Below are 19,102 nucleotides of genomic sequence, written 5' to 3'. Positions count from 1 at the left end.
AAACGACGCAGATTGAGAGAATACGGAGCATATCCATGAGCACCCCCCAGCAACCTGCCGCCAGCGCACAACCGGCGAACAACGGCAAACGCAAGCGCATGATGACGCTGCTCGTCATCGTGATCCTGATTGCCGCTGTCGCCTACGGGCTGTACTACTTCCTCGTGGCGCGCTTCCACGAGTCGACCGACGACGCGTATGTGAACGGCAACGTCGTGCAGATCACCCCGCAAGTGACCGGCACGGTCATCGCGGTGAATGCCGACGACACTCAGACAGTGAAGGCCGGCGACCCGCTCGTCGTGCTGGATCCGGCCGACGCACGCGTCGCGCTGCAACAGTCGGAAGCCAATCTCGGCCAGGTGGTGCGCCAGGTGCGCGGCCTGTTCGCCGACGACAACCAGTACCAGGCTCAGGTGGAAGTGCGTGAGGCCGATCTGTCGCGCGCCAACGACGACCTGCGCCGCCGCATGATGGTGGCTCAGACCGGCGCCGTGTCGCAGGAAGAAATCTCCCACGCCCGCGACGCCGTGAAGAGCGCCCAGGCCGCGCTCGACGCAGCGAAGCAACAGCTCGCTTCGAACCGCGCGCTGACCGCCAACACGACGATCGCCGATCACCCGAACGTCGAAGCGGCAGCCGCCAAGGTACGCGACGCGTATCTGGCCAACGCGCGTAACACGCTGCCGGCGCCGGTCACCGGCTACGTGGCGAAGCGCTCGGTGCAGGTCGGCCAGCGCGTCTCGCCGGGCAACCCGCTGATGGCGATCGTGCCGCTGAACGGCGTGTGGGTCGACGCGAACTTCAAGGAAGTTCAGCTGAAGCATATGCGGATCGGCCAGCCGGTCGAGCTGACGGCCGACGTCTATGGCTCGTCGGTGGTGTTCCACGGCAAGGTGGTGGGCTTTTCGGCAGGCACGGGTTCGGCCTTCTCGCTGCTGCCGGCGCAGAACGCCACGGGCAACTGGATCAAGGTGGTGCAGCGTCTGCCGGTGCGGATCGAACTCGACCCGCAAGAGCTTGAAAAGCATCCGCTGCGCATTGGCCTGTCGATGAACGTCGACGTCGGCATCAAGGACGAAAACGGCGGCCAACTCGGCGATGCACAGAACACGGTCTATCAGACCAACGTGTTCGACAAGTACGGCGACCAGGCCGACGCCGAAATCGCCCGCATCATTGCTGAAAACGCCGGTCCCAGCGCAGGCCAATACAGCGGTGCGCAGAAGTCCGCCGCCCGCGACGCGAAGGCACCGACCAAGGCAATGTAAGGCTGCGCCACGTTCTAACAAGGTTTCCAATACATGGCTCAGGCTCAAGCGCAAGTCCCTCATCCGCCGTTAGAGGGTGCGCAACTGGTGATCGGCACCATCGCAGTGTCGCTCGCCGTTTTCATGAACGTGCTCGACACCTCGATTGCGAACGTGTCGATCCCGTCCATCTCTGGGGATCTGGGCGTTTCGTCCGATCAGGGCACGTGGGTGATCACCTCGTTCGCGGTGGCGAACGCGATCTCCGTGCCGCTGACCGGCTGGCTCACCGAGCGCATCGGCCAGGTGCGCCTGTTCATGGCGTCGATCATCCTGTTCGTGATCTCGTCGTGGATGTGCGGCCTGGCTCCGACGCTGCCCTTCCTGCTCGCCTCGCGCGTGCTGCAGGGCGCGGTGGCCGGCCCGATGATTCCGTTGTCGCAGACCCTGCTGCTCGCCAGCTACCCCCGCGCCAAGGCGCCAATGGCGCTTTCCATGTGGGCGATGACCACACTGATTGCGCCGGTGGCCGGGCCGATCCTGGGTGGCTGGATCTCGGACAACATCTCGTGGCCGTGGATCTTCTACGTCAACATTCCTGTCGGCACGATTGCCGCCATCGCGACATGGTCGATCTTCCGCAATCGCGATTCGGTGATCCGCAAGGCGCCGATCGACGGCGTAGGACTCGGCTTGCTGATTCTCTGGGTCGGCTCGCTGCAGATCATGCTCGACAAGGGCAAGGACCTCGACTGGTTTTCGTCCACCACCATCGTGGTGCTGGCGCTGACCGCGGTGATTGCGCTCGCGTTCTTCATTGTCTGGGAGCTGACCGCGGAGCATCCGGTGGTCGACCTGTCGCTGTTCAGCAGGCGTAATTTCACGGGCGGCACGGTGGCGCTGTCGATCGGCTATGGGCTTTACTTCGGCAATCTGGTGTTGCTGCCGTTGTGGTTGCAGACCGACATCGGCTATACAGCAACGGACGCGGGCCTCGTGATGGCGCCGGTCGGACTGTTCGCGGTGCTGCTCTCGCCGCTCACCGGCAAGGTTCTCCCGCGTACGGATCCGCGCTATATCGCCACCTTGTCGTTCCTCGTGTTTGCGCTGTGCTTCTGGATGCGCTCGCGCTATACGACCGGTGTGGACGAATATTCGCTGCTGCTGCCCACCTTGATTCAGGGCATCGGGATGGCGGGGTTCTTTATTCCGCTCGTGTCGATCACCTTGTCGGGACTGCCGGGCAACCGGATTCCGGCGGCGTCGGGTTTGTCGAACTTCGTGCGGATCATGTGCGGCGGTATCGGCACCTCGATTTTCCAGACGGCGTGGGATCACCGCACCATCCTGCATCATGCGCAACTGACCGAGCAGGCCAATTCCTACAATCCGGTGTTCGATCAGTCGATTCGCCAGATGGGCGCGGCCGGCTTCAATCAGCCGCAAGCCTATGGGCTGTTCAACAACATGGCTTCCCAACAGGCCGCACAGTTGGGTGTGAACGATCTGTTCTTTATCTCGGCAGGGATTTTTATCGCGCTGATTGCGCTGATCTGGATCACCAAGCCCGAGCGCGCAGGCGGCAATGCCGGCGCGGCGGCTGCGGCGGCGCATTGATGCTCGATGTTGTGTTGAAGGCGGTGCTTGAGAAGGCTTAACGCACCGTCCGTCTTCGGAGCCAGTCGTGCAGCAAAGAAAAAGGCGGTACCGCAGTGATGCGGTACCGCCTTTTTTGTTTCCCGTGCGTCGTGTGCTAGCTCGCTGCCGTCACCACCAACCGCTCCGGCGCCAGCACGCCCTCGCCCAGCTTTGCCACACCGAGCAGCTTGCCTTCTTCTGCCGCATAGACGCGCACACGTTCGGCCTGTGCTGCCTCGCCCGTCAAGACAAGGTCGGCCAGACGCAAGCGCTGGCCATGCAGAAACCGTCGTGTCGCCTCGGCATCGAGCTGCACCGCCGGGAAGGTCGACAGCAGCGCATCGACCGGCTGCAGCCATTGGTCGCGCTCGCCTTCGGCGGCGTCGGACAACGCATCGAGCGTCACCGCATGTTCCAGCGTCAAGGCACCCACACCGGTACGCCGCAACGCCACCAGATGCGCGCCACAGCCGAGCGCCTCGCCAATATCCTCAGCCAGCGTGCGCACATACGTGCCCTTGCTGCAGGTCACGCGAAACGTCACATCGGGCAGCGTGCACGAGAGCATCTCCAGCGCGAGGATCGTCACCTGGCGCCCTTCCCGCTCGACCGTCTGGCCCGCCCGGGCGTACTCGTACAAAGGCTTGCCGTCGCGCTTGAGCGCGGAATACATCGGCGGCACCTGGACGATCTCACCGAGAAAACGCGCCATCGCGGCCACCACCGCCGCCTCGTCGCAGCTCACTTCACGCGTTTCGATCGCCTCGCCTTCGGCGTCGCCGGTGGCCGTGCGGATACCGAGGCGCATGGTGGCCTCATAGGTCTTGTCGGCTTCGAGCAAATCCTGCGAGAACTTGGTCGCTTCGCCGAAACACAGCGGCAGCAAACCGGTAGCGAGCGGATCGAGCGTGCCGGTGTGGCCGGCCTTCTTCGCCAGATAGAGGCGCTTCGCCCGGATCAGCGCGTCGTTGCTCGACAGGCCAATGGGCTTATCGAGCAGCAACACACCGTCGAGCGCGCGACGCGGCACACGGGGCCGTTGAGGTGCGGTCATATCAGATAGTGAGGACGAACAAAAATCAGCGACACAGCCAACTGCGCAGCAAACCGCGCGCAATCAGTCTTCTTTGGCGCGGCTCGCGTTCGCCTCGTCGATCAGGCGCGACATTTCCACAGCCCGCTCGATCGTCTTGTCGTAGTGGAAATGCAGCGTCGGCACCGTGTGGATATGCAGGCGCTTGAACAACTGGTTATGCAGATGGCCGGCCGCGTGACTCAGCGCTTCGAGCGTCTGTTGCGGGTCGCCGGTCAGCGTTGTGAAGTAGACCTTCGCGTGCGCGTAGTCGGGCGTCAGCTCGACGCTTTGAATCGTGACGATGCCGATGCGCGGGTCTTTGACCTCGCGCAGCAGTTCGGACAGGTCGCGCTGGATCTGATCGGCGATCTGCACGTTGCGATTGGGAGAAGTACGTTTCTTAGGCATGGTGAATCCGTGATCCGTTTGAACGGATGGCAAAGAGGTTTGCGGGTCTGCCGCGGGAGGCGGCACGCGCAAACCTCATTACAAAAAACAAGGGGCGGAGCGGCGCCAAGCGCCCGCCCCGCCCCTTCAGCGTTGCGCCTGAATTACAGCGAACGCGCGACTTCGGTGACTTCGAAGACTTCGAACTGATCGCCTTCAACGATGTCGTTGAAGTTCTTGATCGACATACCGCACTCGAAGCCCTGACGCACTTCCTTCACGTCGTCCTTGAAGCGCTTGAGCGAATCGAGCTCGCCCGTGTGAATCACGACGTTGTTGCGCAGCACGCGCACCGACGACGAGCGCTTGACGAAGCCGTCCGTAACCATACAGCCGGCCACTGCACCGATCTTCGGTACCTTGAAGACCTGACGCACTTCGACCATACCGGTCACGACTTCGCGCTTCTCCGGCGCCAGCATGCCCGACATCGCAGCCTTCACTTCATCCACAGCGTCATAGATGATGTTGTAGTAGCGAATGTCGATGCCGTTGGACTCTGCCAGCTTGCGAGCCTGAGCGTCAGCACGGGTGTTGAAGCCGATGATGACCGCCTTCGAAGCCGTAGCCAGGTTGACGTCGTTTTCGCTGATGCCACCCACCGCGCCGTGCACGATCTGCACGCGGACTTCGTCGGTGGAGAGCTTTTGCAGCGACTGCACCAGCGCTTCCTGCGAACCCTGCACGTCGGCCTTGACGATCAGCGGCAGGTACTGCACTTCGCCTTCGCCCATCTGTTCCAGCATGTTCTCGAGCTTGGCGGCCTGTTGCTTGGCCAGCTTGACGTCGCGGAACTTGCCTTGACGGAACAGTGCGACTTCACGCGCCTTACGGTCGTCCGGCATGACGATGACTTCTTCGCCCGCTTGCGGCACTTCCGACAGACCTTGAATCTCAACCGGGATCGACGGGCCGGCCGATTTGGTCGGCTTGCCGGTTTCGTCGAGCATGGCGCGCACGCGGCCATAGGCGCTGCCTGCCAGCACGACGTCGCCGCGGTTCAGCGTGCCCGACTGGACCAGGATTGTTGCAACCGGACCCTTACCCTTGTCGAGCTTCGCTTCGATGACCAGACCCTTGGCCGGCGCTTCGACCGGTGCCTTCAGTTCCAGCACTTCGGCTTGCAGCAGCACGTTTTCGAGCAGGTCGTCGATGCCCGCGCCGGTCTTGGCCGACACCGGCACGAACGGCGATTCGCCACCGTACTCTTCCGGCACGACGCCTTCCGCGACCAGTTCCTGCTTGACGCGTTCCAGATTCGCATCCGGCTTGTCGATCTTATTGATGGCGACGACGAGCGGCACGCCACCTGCCTTCGCGTGAGCAATCGCTTCCTTCGTCTGCGGCATCACGCCGTCGTCGGCTGCGACCACCAGAATCACGATGTCGGTTGCCTTGGCACCGCGAGCACGCATGGCCGTGAAGGCCTCGTGACCCGGGGTGTCGAGGAAGGTGATCACACCGCGCGGCGTTTCCACGTGGTACGCACCGATGTGCTGCGTAATCCCGCCCGCTTCACCCGCTGCCACCTTGGCGCGGCGGATGTAGTCGAGCAGCGAGGTCTTGCCGTGGTCGACGTGACCCATCACGGTCACGACCGGCGGACGCGGCAGCAATTCTGCGTCGGTGATTTCGCCTTCGACCAGCATCGCTTCCGGATCGTCCAGCTTGGCCGCAACCGCGTGGTGACCCAGTTCTTCGACGATGATCATCGCCGTTTCCTGGTCCAGCATCTGGTTGATGGTGACCATCTGGCCGAGCTTCATCATCGACTTGATGACTTCCGATGCCTTCACGGCCATCTTGTGGGCCAGATCGGCAACCGTAATCGTTTCCGGCACGTGCACTTCGCGCACGATCGGTTCGGTCGGGGCCTGGAACGTGGTGTTCTGATCCTGATGCTTGCCGCGACCCTTCGGGCCACCGCGCCAGCCGCGATCCACACCGCCGCTCGTATCGCCGCGCGTCTTGATGCCGCGGCGCTTCGCTGCGTCGTCCTGCCAGCCGCCCTTGCCTGCGCCCGGCTTCTTCTTGTCGCCAGCCGACGGCGCCGTGGTAGCGGCCGGTGCTGCCGCTGCCGGCTTCTTCGCGGCCGGACGGGCCGGTGCTGCGCCTTCCGGACGAGCCGGCTTGTGCAGCGTACCCTTGGCTTCCGCAGCCTTGGGCGCTTCGGCAGGCTTGGCCACCGGCGCCGGTTCCGGCGCCTTGACCTGCGCCTTGCGCGGCGTGTTCATCATCTCGCGAATCGCACGTGCTTCGGCTTCTGCCTTGGCGCGGCGCTTGCTGATTTCTTCCTGCTCGGCGCGCGTCTTTTCTGCGGCCAGACGCGCTGCGTCTTCCGCCTTCTTCGCGGCTTCGCGTTGCGCGGCGCGTTCTGCGGCCGCGCGTTCATCGTCCTGCTCGCTTGCGGCAGCCGGTGCAGGCGAGGCTGCGGCGGGCTGCGCGGCTTGCACAGCCTGCTCGACCTTTTCGGCCTTCTTCTGCGCAGCAGCTTCCGCTGCGGCAGCGGCACGCTTCTTCGCCGCTTCCTCTTCCGCACGGCGGCGCTCGGCTTCGGCAGCCTGCTCGCGCGCCTGGCGCTCGGCCTCTTCGCGCTCCAGCTGTTCCTGACGCGCCTTCAGCTCCTGAGCCTGCTTTTCGAGCAGCTCGGCTTCGTGACGCGCTTCTTCCTCGCGCCGCTGAAGTTCGAGGTCGTCCGTATCGTTCTCGGCCTCGGCCACATGATTCGATGCATCGCCGCCTTCGCCACCCGCTTCATCGCGGCGGACGAACGTGCGCTTCTTGCGCACCTCGACCTGAATGGTACGAGCCTTACCCGTCGCGTCGGATTGCTTGATCTCCGACGTATGCCGCTTCGTCAGCGTGATCTTGCGCTTGTCCGCATCAGTCGAGCCGTGAGACTTGCGCAAGTGGTCGAGCAGACGCGCCTTGTCCGTTTCGGACAAGGTGTCGTCTTCGCTCGCTTTGGTGACGCCTGCTGCCTGCAGCTGCTCAAGGAGCACGCCTGCAGGCATTTTCAGTTCCGCGGCAAATTGGGCTACGTTGTTACTCGCCATTCATTCCTCTTAATGCAAGGACCGATTCCTTGCGGTTAGCATCTTGTCATGCGGCCTGACGGCCGCGTTCAATTTAGTGCGCCATGGTCATTTCTCACTGGAACCAATGTTCACGTGCTTTCATGATCAACGCCTTAGCGGCATCCTCTTCCATTCCGGTCATCTCGACCAATTCATCTACAGCCAGCTCAGCCAGTTCGTCACGCGTGTGAATCTGGTGTTCAGCCAGCTTGGCGAGCAGGTCGGCGTCAATGCCGTCCAGGCTCTTCAGGTCGAGTGCGACATTTTCGACCTTTTCTTCATTCGCGATCGCCATCGTCAGCAGTGCATCGCGTGAGCGATTGCGCAGTTCGTGAACGGTGTCTTCGTCGAACGCTTCGATCTCGAGCATCTCGTTGAGCGGCACATAAGCGATCTCTTCGAGACTCGTAAAGCCCTCGTCGATCAGGATGTCAGCCACTTCTTCGTCGACATCGAGACGCGCCATGAACAGGTCACGCAGAACACCACGTTCCTGATTCTGCTTTTGCGCAGATTCGTCCGGCGTCATGATATTGATCTGCCAGCCGGTGAGTTCGCTGGCAAGACGCACGTTCTGGCCGCTACGGCCGATTGCGACCGCCAGTTCGTTCTCGTCGACGACGACGTCCATCGAATGCTTTTCTTCATCGACGACGATCGACTGCACGGCTGCCGGCGCGAGCGCGCCGATCACAAACTGGGCGGGATCTTCTGACCATAGCACGATGTCGACGTTTTCGCCACCGAGCTCATTACGTACCGCCTGCACGCGCGAACCGCGGATGCCGACGCAGGTGCCGATCGGATCGATGCGCTTGTCATAAGCGACCACGCCGATCTTGGCGCGCACGCCCGGATCGCGCGCGGCGGCCTTGATTTCGAGCAGGCCTTGCTCGATTTCCGGCACTTCCATCTCGAACAGCTTCATCAGGAACTCGGGCGCCGTACGCGAGAGTTCGATCTGCGGACCGCGAGCGGTGCGATCGACCTTGGCGATATAGGCGCGCACGCGGTCACCCACGCGCAGGTTTTCCTTCGGAATCAGCTGGTCGCGGCGCAGCAGCGCTTCGACACGGCCCGACTCGACGATGAAATTCCCCTTGTCGAGACGCTTGACCGTACCGGTCATGATGTTCTCGCCACGCTCGAGGAAGTCGTTCAGGATCTGCTCGCGCTCGGCGTCGCGCACCTTCTGCAGGATCACCTGCTTGGCGGCCTGGGCGCCAATACGGCCGAATTCGATCGACGGCACGGGTTCTTCGATGAACTCGTCGAGCTGCGCGTCGGCCTTCTGCTCACGTGCTTCGAACAGCAGGATTTCCTGATCCGGCTCTTGCAGACCGGCTTCGTCCGGCACCACGCGCCAGCGGCGGAACGTTTCGTGCTCGCCGCTTTCACGGTCGATATGGACGCGGATGTCCGCATCTTCTTCGAAGAGTTTCTTGGAGGCCGAAGCGAGAGCCGCTTCGAGCGCGGCAAATACCACGTCTTTATCGACGTTCTTCTCGCGTGCCAGCGCATCCACCAGCATCAACACTTCGCGACTCATTGTTTGCGGCTCCTAAAGTCAAACTTCGGAACGAGGCGTGCTTTATCGATGTCCGCGAGCGTGAAATCGAGCATCGCGGCGCCTTCCTTCCCTTCAAATTCCAGACCGATCGTCTCGCCTTGCGGAGCATGCAGAATGCCCCGGTACGATTTCCGTCCGTCCAATGGCTTTTTCAATGTAATTGCCACTTCGCTGCCTGCGAAGCGTTCGAAATCCGCCAGTTTCTTCAGCGGGCGGTCAAGACCCGGCGACGATACTTCAAGCCGCTCGTAATCGATATTCTCGACCGTCAGAACGTGCTGGAGCTGACGCGTGACCTTTTCGCAATCTTCGATTGCGATGCCGGCCGGCTGGTCAATATAAATGCACAGCATGCCGCGCCCGGTGCGCTCCAGATCGACGAGCTCGTAGCCGAGGCCCACGACCGTGGTTTCAATCAGTTCCGTCAGTTGCACAGTGCCCTCTAAGATGTTCGCGCGGCAAGCCTGCCGGTTTTACCTGCAAACAACCTGCGGGCCGCGCGCCAAGCCGGCGCACGTTCCTGCTACCCGAGATGCCGAACCACTAATGAAGCGGCAAAAAAAAATGGGCGAAACGCCCATCATCTTATTGCCGGTGGTCGCATCTGAGCCGCACTTGAAAAGCCGCACGCCCAGCGACTCTGCGATTGTAGCCATTTTTCAGGACAAACGCAAACCGGCGGAACGCGTAAAACACGCATTTCCGCTTGATTTCACTGCAATCTTTTGCCGGGATGGTGGCGCGCAGCATGTTTTGCAAGCGCTTCGGCGCAGGCTGTGGGGCACGATCGCATGGCCCGGATAGCCCAGGCCCGACTGCGGATATTGCCCCGAATTCTTGCGCCGGGTTTTACCCCGGCCGGCATGCTGCGCCTACGTTGCGCCGCGCGCTGCGCCTTACCTGGCGTTACTGGCCTTACCGTCCACGCGAGCGCCCACGCGGCGCACCGCCGCGATTCGCGCCGGCGTTCGGATTGCCGCCGCCCGAGCGACCCGGGTTGCCGCCGCGATTGCCGGCGCCCGGACCACGGCCGCCACCGCCGCTGGGGTTACCGCCGCCCGCACCAGCGCGCTTGCCGCCACCCGCTGCGCGATTGCCATTGCCCGACGGAGCACGATTGCCGTCGACGTCACGGCCGCCGCGCGTCACATTCGCACTGCTGCCGCTGCTCATCGGGCCGCTGAAACCGCCACCGCTCGCGCCGCGCCCCGCACCGCGGCCATAGCCGCCGCCGAAGCCGGAACCACCCGCGCCACCGCCGAAACCACCGCCGGCCGCGCCGCGGCGCTGACCGCCGCCACGCGGCGGCTGCTGGTCGAAGCGGCCGTGCGACATCAGCACCGGCTCACGATTGATGAAGCCCATCGAAGTCTGCATCGGATCCGGCTGCTTGCGCTCGGGGGCCGCGCTGCGACCGCCCTTCTCTTCGCTAGTGGCCTTCAGGCCGACCGACGCCATCAGGCTGCGCACCTGATTGTCTTCGAGCTCTTCCCAACGGCCGCGCTTGAGACCCTTCGGCAGCGAAATCGGGCCGTGACGGGTACGAATCAGGCGGCTGACCATCAGGCCGGCCGCTTCGAACATACGGCGCACTTCGCGATTACGGCCTTCGGCCAGCGCGACGTGATACCAGTGATTGGTGCCTTCGCCGCCGCCATCGCGGATGCGCAGGAAGTTCGCCGGACCGTCTTCGAGCTCGACACCGTGCAGCAGCTTCTGGCGCATCCCTTCGGCCAGTTCGCCGACCACGCGCACCGCGTACTCACGCTCGACGCTGTAACGCGGGTGCATGAAGCGGTTCGCCAGATCGCCCGAGGTGGTCAGCATCAGCAGACCTTCGGTGTTGAAGTCGAGACGGCCAACCGCGAGCCACTTGGCGGTTTTCATCGGCGGCAGCTTGTCGAACACCGACGGACGGCCTTCCGGATCCGCGTGGCTGACGATTTCGCCAGTCGGCTTGTGATACAGCAGCACGCGCGGCGGCTTGTTCTGCAGCTTGCGCTTGACCGGCTTGCCGTTGATGCGGACCTGGTCGGTCGGCATGATGCGCTGACCGATATGGGCGGGCTCGCCATTGACCGAGACGCGGCCGGCGATGATCAGCTCTTCCATGTCGCGGCGCGAGCCCATGCCCGCTTCGGCGAGCACCTTGTGCAGCTTCGGCGCGTCGTCGTCCGGCGACAGCACGCGCTTGGGCGCGGCCGGCTTGCCACGGCGCAGCATCGGGGCGCGCACGCCGCCGGTGGCGCTGTTGTCCGCGTCGAACGCGGGCGAAGTGACGTAGGAAAACAGATCGTCCTGGCCTGCTTCCGGCGCTGCAGCCGCCGCTGCCGGCGCTTCGCCGCGGCGGTTCTGGCGCGCGCGGCCGCCTTCGCGCGGGCCGCCCTCGCGGGGTGCGCCGCCCTCACGGGGGCCGTTCTCGCGGTTCGCCGCGCCTTCGCGCTTCGCGCCCGCATTGCGGCGCGGGCCTTGACCCTTGGAACCCGGTTCCTTGCGCGGCATGCGCACCTGCGCGACCACTTCGCCATCCGGCGGCGCTTCGGTCACGATCGGCTCGGACGCCCCTTCCGCAGCTTTGTTCTTCGCCCCCGCGCGACGCCGCGCGATCAGGCTACGCGGCCCGCGGCGCAGTCCGCGGCGCGGACGTTCTTCGCCCTCGGCGCCTTCAGCATGCGCCGGGCGATCGGACTCGCCTGCGGGCGTTTGCGAAGTACGCGCTTCGCCGGCGCGCGTGGCGTGCACGGCGCGCTCGGATTCGGACGAATCGGTATCGTGGGTATCTGTCAAAACAACCTCAAAATGTCAGGTCGCGCGCGCCCGTTGCGGGCGCGGCAAAGTTCGGTTACGTCAGGCGCTGCGCGACTCTTTTTCGTCGTCGGTCAGTACGCCCGCGTCCTGTGCGGCATCGTGACGATCTTCCGGATCGCCGTGCGCCACACGTGTCGGGTTCGACTCGACGGCGTACTCCGTGGTACGGAACTCGCCCGAGTCGTGCGCGGGTATTGCGGGACCGGCCTGGGAGACCGGGTCCTGATCTTGTGTTGCCTCTGACGCTGCTTCCGCCGTTACCTCGGCAGTTGACTCCGCAGTTGACTCCGCAGTTGACTCTATAACTGCCTCACTAGCGCTTGTAGCGCTGCTTGCAGCATTCAAAGCGGCGTCGGCGTGCGCTTCAGCGTGTGTTTCCCCGGCTGCGGCGCTGACCGGCGCGTCGCCCGGCTCTGCAACCCCAGCTATTTCCGTTCCTGCGGGCGCTGGCTCCGTTCCTGCGGGCAGCGCCTCATCGGCATGCTGCGCCAAGACGGGGTTGGCGGCCTGCTCACCGGCGGCCAGCTCTTCGGCTGGCAACCCGGCTGATAGCGCAACCGGCAGCGCGGCGACCGAAGCCTCTTCGGCTGACAGCGCGGCTGGCGATTCTTCGACCGCCGGCTCTTCAATCGCCGGCTCGACGGCATCTTGCGCCACAGCGTCCGGAAACTCGATCGCATGCTGACCGAGCAGGTCCGCGTTCAGTTGCGCCGACGGGTCGTCGAGCGGCGGCAATTCGTCGAGCGCCCTCAACCCGAGGTCGTCGAGAAACTGCCGGGTGGTCGCGTACAGTGCGGGACGGCCCGGCACGTCACGATGGCCGATCACTTCGATCCAGCCCCTATCCTCGAGTTGCTTCACCACCTGCGTGTTCACGGTCACGCCGCGAATCTCTTCGATATCGCCGCGTGTGACCGGTTGCCGATACGCAATAATCGCCAGCGTCTCGAGAACGGCGCGCGAATATTTCGGCGGCTTCTCGGGATGCAGACGATCCAGATACGAACGCATCGCGGGCTTGCTTTGAAAGCGCCAGCCCGACGCCAGCCCAACCAGTTCCACACCCCGTCCAGACCAATCCTGCTTCAGGTCTTCGAGCAACGTGCGAACCGTATCTGCCGACACGCCGTCGGCAAAGAGCTTGCGCAGCTCACCGAGCTTTAAAGGCTCCTGCGCGCAGATCAAGGCAGTCTCGAGGACGATCTTCGCCTCTTGGGTATTCATGCAGCTAGGTCAGACCCTGTGGTCAAAGAACCGGATCAAACAGACGATGTGGAACTGAAGACGCGCTCGCCCGATTCTGATCGGTCATATTGATGGGAGCACGCACCGGGGGGAGGCGAAACAGGCAATCGAGCCAAACCCAGCCGGACGGAGCAGCGATATTCCTGAAGGGAATCGCGTGACTGAACGCCATATTACGCAAAAACATCCGGTGCGTAAAGACGAAATCCCGCTGATTCGCCCGTTTTCAGCCGTTGATGCCGAATAGGTTCAAAAAGCGTCAAATCCGGCGCAAAAGAGCTACGCGGCCAGCCGGATGGGCAACGGCCAAACAACGGCAGGACAAATGCGCAGAAACGGCGGCCCAACTGCAGGAGAACTGCGGCTCAACCGCCAGCTCCGCGACGCCTGTGCGCCTCACGCCGGGTGGCGGCTGAGAAACTGCTGCAGCCGCGCGACGCCGGCGTCGAGCCGGGCGGTATCGCAGGCGTAGCACCAGCGCACGAAGCCCTCGCCTTCCGGACCGAAGGCGCTGCCCGGGGCGACGCCGAGCCCCACTTCGCGCACCAGCGCCTTGCATAGCGCGAGGCTTTGCGCCGCGCCCGGCAGCGAAAAGAACAGGTACATGGAACCGGGCGGCGCCTTCACGTCGATACCCGGCAGCGCGGACAAGGCGCCGACCAGATGATCGCGCGAGGCCTTCAGGTCCGCCACCAGTTGCCGGGTGAACGGCTCGCCGTGCTGCACGGCGGCGACGCCCGCCTGTTGCACGAAGGCCGGCGCGCACGAGGTGTTGTACTCGACCAGCTTGCCAAGGTCGTCCATCAGCGCAGCCGGTGCGACGATCCAGCCAAGCCGCCAGCCGGTCATCAGCCATGCCTTCGAAAACGAGTTGACGCAGATCACGCGCTCGTCGCGGCTCGCCAGATCGAGAAAGGACGGCGCACTCGGCGCCGCATCCTCGGCGTAGTACAGGCGCTCGTAGACCTCGTCGGCGACGATCCAGATGCCGTGGCGCCGACAATGCTCGAGCACCGCGCGCTGGTGCGCCGCGCTCATCACCCAGCCGGTCGGATTGTTCGGCGAGTTGAGCAGCAGCATTTTCGTATCGGGCGTGAGTGCGCTCAGGAGGCGTTCGAGGTCGAGCGTCCAGCCTTGCGCACCGTAGCCGAGCGCAACGGTCTCGACATGGGCGCCGAGAATCTTCGGGATTTCGACCAGATTCGGCCACAACGGCGTGACCGCGACCACCCGGTCGCCCGCGCCGACCACCAGTTGGGCTGCCAGCATCAAGGCGTTGACGCCTGCGCTCGTGACCGCGATGTGGTCGACCGAGGTCGCGCCATGCAGGCTCGTGACGTAATCGGCGAGCGCCGCGCGCAACGGTGCGATGCCGAGATTGTGCGTATAGAAGGTCGCGCCCGCGGCAAGCGCCTCGCTCGCCGCCGTGCGGATGAATTCCGGCGTTACGCGGTCGGACTCGCCGAACCAGAACGGCAGCACGTCCTCGACACCGAACCCAGCGTTCGCCACTTCGCGAATCTGGGACGGCCGTAACGCGCGCACGGCCTCGCGCGCGTTGGGCAAAAGGGGCGTGGGCAGATCGGATTCGCTCATCAAGACATCCAGGCAGGTGGGTTCGGGCGGTAGCAGGTCGTACGGCTTGCGCTCAGGGGCGTGCGCTTAGTGTGCGTGGCCTCAGTGATGTACGTCAGTGACGTGCATCACTAAAGTGCGCTCACGGGCGCGCGCCACGCAGGCCGACAGTTTAGCGTGCCGCACGGTTTCGCGACCGCAGCGCTGGCAATTCCCGCCGCGCCCCACCTTCGCTCTACCGCAGATCCTCCGCCCGCGCCGGCAACTGCCGGATCAAGCCCCACACCGCCTCCGCCGCCGGCGAGAGCGAGCGGTCGCGCCGCCGCACCACTTCGACCGTGCGCTCGGCACGCGGCACCAACGGCCGCGCGACCAGCGAGGTATCGGCGGGTAGCGGCAAGGCCAGCCACGGCAGCACGCTCACCCCCACCCCCGCCTCCACCAGCCCGAACACCGTGGCCGAATGCCCCAGCTCCTGCACCACACTGGCGCTCACGCCGTACTCGTTCATGACGGCATCGATAATCGGCCGGCTGCCCGACGCGTAATCGAGCATGACGAGCCGCTGCCCTTCGAGATCCGTCCACGCGACCTGCGGTTGGCCCGCAAGCGGATGATCGGCGCGCGAGACCAGGCAGAACGAGTCGGTCATCAGCCGCTCGCTGAGCAGATCGTCCGCTGCAAACGGGCCGATGACGACGCCGAAATCCACCTCGCCCGATTTGACCTTGCGGATCACATCGCTCTGCACATCGTCGCGCAGCCCCATTGTGATGAACGGAAACTGCTGCCCGCACGCCGCCACCACCTGCGGCATCAGCCGGCAAGCCACCGTGGGGCTCGCGGCCACCACCACCCGCCCGCGCCGCTGCTCGCCGATCTCGCGAATCTCGCGCAGCGCGTCGTCGAGATCGGTCAACAGGCGCGACACGCTCGAGACCAGGTTGCCGCCCACGTCCGTCAACTGCACCTCGCGGGTGGTGCGGTCGATCAGCTTCAGGCCGATTTCCCCCTCCAGCTCCCGCACGCAACGGCTCACCGCCGACTGGGTCAGGCCGATCTCGTCGCCCGCGCGGCTAAAGCTCTGCAAGCGTGCGACCTCAATGAAAACCCTTAGCTGGCGCAGCGTGACATTCATTTCGGCGTCTCATCAATAATGGTGTTTGATGAGCATTGTATTGTTTCTTGTGGCGCTCCACACACTATCAACTGTTTCGCTGCGATGCAGCAATAAGGCGCAAACGCACGCTGCGCGGGCTTGATTGCACAAGATTGGTGATTGTCCCGATTTGCGGGACGGGTTTTTTGGATTCTTATACGCCCCTGACTAACGCCCGCGCTGGCCCGAAGTTACGGGGCTTCGAGGTAGTTTTTTATGAGATGGCACGCTTCGTGCATTTAGATGCGCACTGGGGTCGGCGCCATGGAACTGATTGCATAACCAGAACCGTGGCAAGCCCGACCCCGCCTGGCACTCAGGATTGAGTGCATGGAGAGTGCGCGGCGCGGGGCAGCGCACCGGAGTTAGCTTCGCTGAGGTGAGACATGATGCTGTTCGACGATTTGAGAGACAACGAGTGGGCGCTGGTCGAGGCGTTGTTCTGTGCGGAGCCAGCACGGAGCGAACGGCGCGGTCGGCCACGCGTGGAAGCGCGCGCGGTTGTCAATGCGGTTCTGTGGGTGCTGTCGACAGGAGAAGGCTGGTCCAAGCTTCCGGGTCGCTACCCCTCGCCGCCGACGTGCCGCCGCCGCTTTGACGAGTGGCAAGCCGATGGCACACTCGCCGAAATAGTGAAACGACTCGGCACGAGCGGCCGGGAAATTTCGCTGCGCGGCCGTATCGGCGCAACGGCTGCCAAGCCGCCTGCACCGCCGAGCCGCGACCGCCTGCGCGGCGCCTTCTGGACCAATCCGGAATCCTGGCGCGCACCGGTCAAGATGGCCTGACACACTGTTGCTATGCCGCCGGGCGCCTATGGGCGCCCGGTGTGTATCTGCCAGACGGAATCCGCCTTGGGCTGCGCCAGCAACGGCGCCCCCCTGCGAGCGTGGACCTACGTGCGCGGTATGCTGCTCGCCAGCGCCGCGATGCGTTTGCGTCCGCCGGACCGCTGACACGCAGTGAAACATCCATTTACGATTACTTACAGCACGCTTTCGCTCCTGAGCATACCGTACGAATATGCACACAGGCCTGACTCGTCAGGTGTGAACGGAGCCCAGCGTGAAACCAATGTCACTGCTTCTGTGCGGCATTGTCGTTTCATTGATTGCCGCACCTGCTTTCGCACAGCAAAAACCTTCGGGCTGGAACTGGCAGCCCGACCGGTCTACCACGCTCAAGGCTGCGCAACAGGGCGAACACCCTCGTGAATTCACGCCGCCCGCGCCGCGGGGCGACTTGCGTGGCGATATCGCCAGCAATGTGCGCGCACGCCCAGAGCCGGTGCGCGAGGAAGCGCCGCCCCGCCGCTAGGGCTTAGGGCTTAGGGCTTAGGGCTTAGGGCTTAGGGCTGCAGTCAGGATACGACGTGCACGACACGACTGACGTGACCGGAAATTGACAAAAGCGCGGGAAAACCTCAGCGGAACTTGCGGGAACCACCTGGGAACGAGACAGTCTGATCTATGCCATTAGCACAGCGTGGCAGTAGTAATTCCGGTACGCCCGTATCCTTGCGATACGGGCTTTTTTTCGCGCTGCCCGTCAACGTCCGGCCGCGCTCGCGGCCAGACGGCGGCATGCCGGCGCCTGGCACCCGGACCCTGCCCGAAAGCGGCGCAGCTACGGACGAACTTCCAGATCGGCCGTGCGGTGTTCCGCGGCAACGTAATCGGTCATCTTGCGCGCAGTCCAGTTCAGCGATCGCTCGTCGCGTTCGAGGCGGGCAAACTCGGCCCGTCCCCGATCGGTCAACACAGCGATGTCGACCGGCGCATGAAAACCCGGAGCGGGTGCGACGGTGCGTTGCCGGACCGTCTCCATCAAGCCGAGCGCGCGCAAATATTCGAATACTCCCGGACGCCGGGCCCACGGGACCTGGCGATACTGCGCCCGCCGCAGCGCTTCAAGAACTGCTTCGTTGGAATACGTGGTCATCTCACTTCTTTCTTAAAGTGCAGCCATGACACATCTTTGCGCAGCACATCACCGCGCCACCAGTGACGCGCGTAGCACCCACCCATGGCGGAGAGCCTCATCGCAAGGGCGATGTCACCGTCTCCCGCCAGGCGCCACCTGTTATTCCGTATTTTTGAGGTCCCCGTTCGAACCGCGTGTTAGCGTTCCCTTCACGAGCCTGTGATGCGACCGACATGGCGCGATAGCGGCAGCGTGAATATCCCCAAAAACTATACGTTACCCCATTTAAATTGATTCTATTCACTTTATTGGCGCTTTTTTTTGCAGCAATCGTGCTAAGGCCGCGGGCGCGCCTCCCCCTCGCATGCGCCGCTTTCGCCCTGTTCTGGGCGCTGGCAGCGGGCTGGTTGAGCGCACCGTTACTCGACCGGGCCCAGCGCAGTCAACGCGCCGTCGCACCGGCAACCTACGCTGCACGCACCACGATCGTGATGCTGGGCTGCGGCACCTACTACGACGACACTAACCAGCTGGTGCCCAAAAAAGACGCCTTGGCACGCATCGCGACGAGTGCCGCCATCTATTCGGCATGCAAACGAAGCGGCGCGAACTGCAGCGTGATCGTCAGCGGGGGCAACCCACAGCACCACGAAGCCTCGGAGGCCGACACCTACCTGCCCTACCTGCTGAGAAAGCAGGTGCCGCGCCCGGACATCGTTCTAGAGAACCGCAGCCTCAACACTTACGAAAACGCCCGCAATGTGGCGGCACTCCTGCAGTCAACCCCCTACGACTCGCTGATCCTCGTCACCTCGGCCTACCACATGCGGCGCGCCCTGCTCGACTTCCACCGCTTCGGACTCGCGCCTGAGCCGGTTATCTCAAATACACGCCAGGTACGCATCGGCCTGCTGCCGCGATATGAGAATCTGGTAAGCGCGGAGCTCGCGCTGCATGAACTGATCGGTATCGCGCAGTTTCACGTGTACCGCCTGCTCGGCTGGTTCTGAGACGGCATAGCCCCCGCAAAACGGGGGCTCGCCTCCTGGTATTTATTCAGTTGTGCATACTGATATCCTGGCTGCTGCTTTTCGGCTTTTCTTGCTGCCTCAAGAGCGGCGCGAACACCTCGGGCCTGCACCTCGTAGCTTGTGCCGATAGACGAGGAACTAGCATGTCCATGTGGCAATAACATCCGTTATGACGAGGTTTAACATTTCGGCGAGACGGCGCAAACGTAACCAAATGTAACTATCTGTCAAACCTGTTACAAAGATTCTGTTGGAGCGGATATTGCTCGCTAGAATGCATTGTCCTTCCGATCGGACAGGCAGT

15 protein-coding genes and 1 pseudogene are annotated in these 19,102 nt (G+C 63.6%); 6 read left to right on the top strand and 10 right to left on the bottom strand.

The features are described from left to right. Window positions 1-35 precede the first annotated feature (35 nt). Entirely contained in the window at window positions 36-1,271 is a 1,236-nt protein-coding gene (locus tag BLQ92_RS24590) for an EmrA/EmrK family multidrug efflux transporter periplasmic adaptor subunit (RefSeq protein WP_090687475.1), read from the top strand. A gap of 33 nt (window positions 1,272-1,304) precedes the next feature. Then, a complete protein-coding gene (locus tag BLQ92_RS24585; protein ID WP_090687472.1) occupies window positions 1,305-2,867 on the top strand; it encodes a DHA2 family efflux MFS transporter permease subunit in 1,563 nt (520 codons plus the stop codon). Window positions 2,868-3,003: 136 nt separating this feature from the next. Here the strand turns inward: BLQ92_RS24585 and truB are convergent, their stop codons facing one another. From truB to rimP, 5 genes are all read right to left on the bottom strand, one after another. After that, entirely contained in the window at window positions 3,004-3,942 is a 939-nt protein-coding gene (gene truB, locus BLQ92_RS24580) for a tRNA pseudouridine(55) synthase TruB (RefSeq protein WP_090687470.1), read from the bottom strand. A gap of 63 nt (window positions 3,943-4,005) precedes the next feature. Next, the gene (gene rbfA, locus BLQ92_RS24575) at window positions 4,006-4,371 is read right to left on the bottom strand and encodes a 30S ribosome-binding factor RbfA (RefSeq protein ID WP_090687468.1); all 366 of its coding nucleotides are present in this window, start codon (window positions 4,369-4,371) and stop codon (window positions 4,006-4,008) included. 143 nt (window positions 4,372-4,514) lie between these two features. Further along, window positions 4,515-7,466 (bottom strand): translation initiation factor IF-2, encoded by a 2,952-nt coding sequence (gene infB, locus BLQ92_RS24570; RefSeq protein ID WP_090687466.1) that lies wholly within the window; start codon window positions 7,464-7,466, stop codon window positions 4,515-4,517. A gap of 94 nt (window positions 7,467-7,560) precedes the next feature. Then, window positions 7,561-9,036, bottom strand: a complete 1,476-nt coding sequence (gene nusA, locus BLQ92_RS24565; protein WP_090687464.1) for a transcription termination factor NusA — start codon at window positions 9,034-9,036, stop codon at window positions 7,561-7,563. Beyond that, window positions 9,033-9,491 (bottom strand): ribosome maturation factor RimP, encoded by a 459-nt coding sequence (gene rimP / locus BLQ92_RS24560; RefSeq protein WP_090687462.1) that lies wholly within the window; start codon window positions 9,489-9,491, stop codon window positions 9,033-9,035. The genes nusA and rimP overlap by 4 nt, the downstream gene beginning before the upstream one ends. 112 nt (window positions 9,492-9,603) lie before the next feature. Here rimP and BLQ92_RS24555 point away from each other — a divergent pair, with 112 nt between their 5' ends. Further along, window positions 9,604-9,861, top strand: a complete 258-nt coding sequence (locus BLQ92_RS24555; protein WP_143016661.1) for a hypothetical protein — start codon at window positions 9,604-9,606, stop codon at window positions 9,859-9,861. A 111-nt stretch (window positions 9,862-9,972) separates the two neighbouring features. On the opposite strand, the gene rluB is transcribed toward BLQ92_RS24555, so the two are convergent. From rluB to BLQ92_RS24535, 4 genes are all read right to left on the bottom strand, one after another. Continuing rightward, the gene (rluB, locus tag BLQ92_RS24550; RefSeq protein ID WP_090687458.1) at window positions 9,973-11,844 is read right to left on the bottom strand and encodes a 23S rRNA pseudouridine(2605) synthase RluB; all 1,872 of its coding nucleotides are present in this window, start codon (window positions 11,842-11,844) and stop codon (window positions 9,973-9,975) included. Between the two features lie 60 nt (window positions 11,845-11,904). Continuing rightward, window positions 11,905-13,089: an SMC-Scp complex subunit ScpB gene (scpB, locus tag BLQ92_RS24545; protein ID WP_090687455.1), complete on the bottom strand. Its 1,185-nt coding sequence runs from the start codon at window positions 13,087-13,089 to the stop codon at window positions 11,905-11,907. A 417-nt stretch (window positions 13,090-13,506) separates the two neighbouring features. Beyond that, complete coding sequence (locus BLQ92_RS24540; RefSeq protein ID WP_090687453.1) at window positions 13,507-14,706, bottom strand: pyridoxal phosphate-dependent aminotransferase; 1,200 nt, start codon at window positions 14,704-14,706, stop codon at window positions 13,507-13,509. Window positions 14,707-14,920: 214 nt separating this feature from the next. Continuing rightward, window positions 14,921-15,823, bottom strand: a complete 903-nt coding sequence (locus BLQ92_RS24535) for a LysR family transcriptional regulator (protein WP_090687451.1) — start codon at window positions 15,821-15,823, stop codon at window positions 14,921-14,923. Window positions 15,824-16,233: 410 nt separating this feature from the next. On the opposite strand from BLQ92_RS24535, the pseudogene BLQ92_RS24530 reads away from it, so the two are divergent. Further along, window positions 16,234-16,629: pseudogene (locus tag BLQ92_RS24530) on the top strand (transposase); the annotation flags it as partial. A 280-nt stretch (window positions 16,630-16,909) separates the two neighbouring features. Beyond that, window positions 16,910-17,161 (top strand): hypothetical protein, encoded by a 252-nt coding sequence (locus BLQ92_RS24525; RefSeq protein WP_090687449.1) that lies wholly within the window; start codon window positions 16,910-16,912, stop codon window positions 17,159-17,161. Window positions 17,162-17,470: 309 nt separating this feature from the next. Here BLQ92_RS24525 and BLQ92_RS24520 read toward each other — a convergent pair whose 3' ends face one another. Further along, window positions 17,471-17,785 (bottom strand): hypothetical protein, encoded by a 315-nt coding sequence (locus BLQ92_RS24520; protein ID WP_090687447.1) that lies wholly within the window; start codon window positions 17,783-17,785, stop codon window positions 17,471-17,473. A gap of 272 nt (window positions 17,786-18,057) precedes the next feature. On the opposite strand from BLQ92_RS24520, the gene BLQ92_RS24515 reads away from it, so the two are divergent. Next, window positions 18,058-18,777: a YdcF family protein gene (locus tag BLQ92_RS24515; protein WP_090687444.1), complete on the top strand. Its 720-nt coding sequence runs from the start codon at window positions 18,058-18,060 to the stop codon at window positions 18,775-18,777. Window positions 18,778-19,102: the final 325 nt, after the last annotated feature.

The organism is Paraburkholderia phenazinium (assembly GCF_900100735.1).
Classification (GTDB): domain Bacteria; phylum Pseudomonadota; class Gammaproteobacteria; order Burkholderiales; family Burkholderiaceae; genus Paraburkholderia; species Paraburkholderia phenazinia.
Note: the sequence above shows the minus strand (reverse complement) of the source record. Positions and strands in the feature narration are given on the sequence as shown.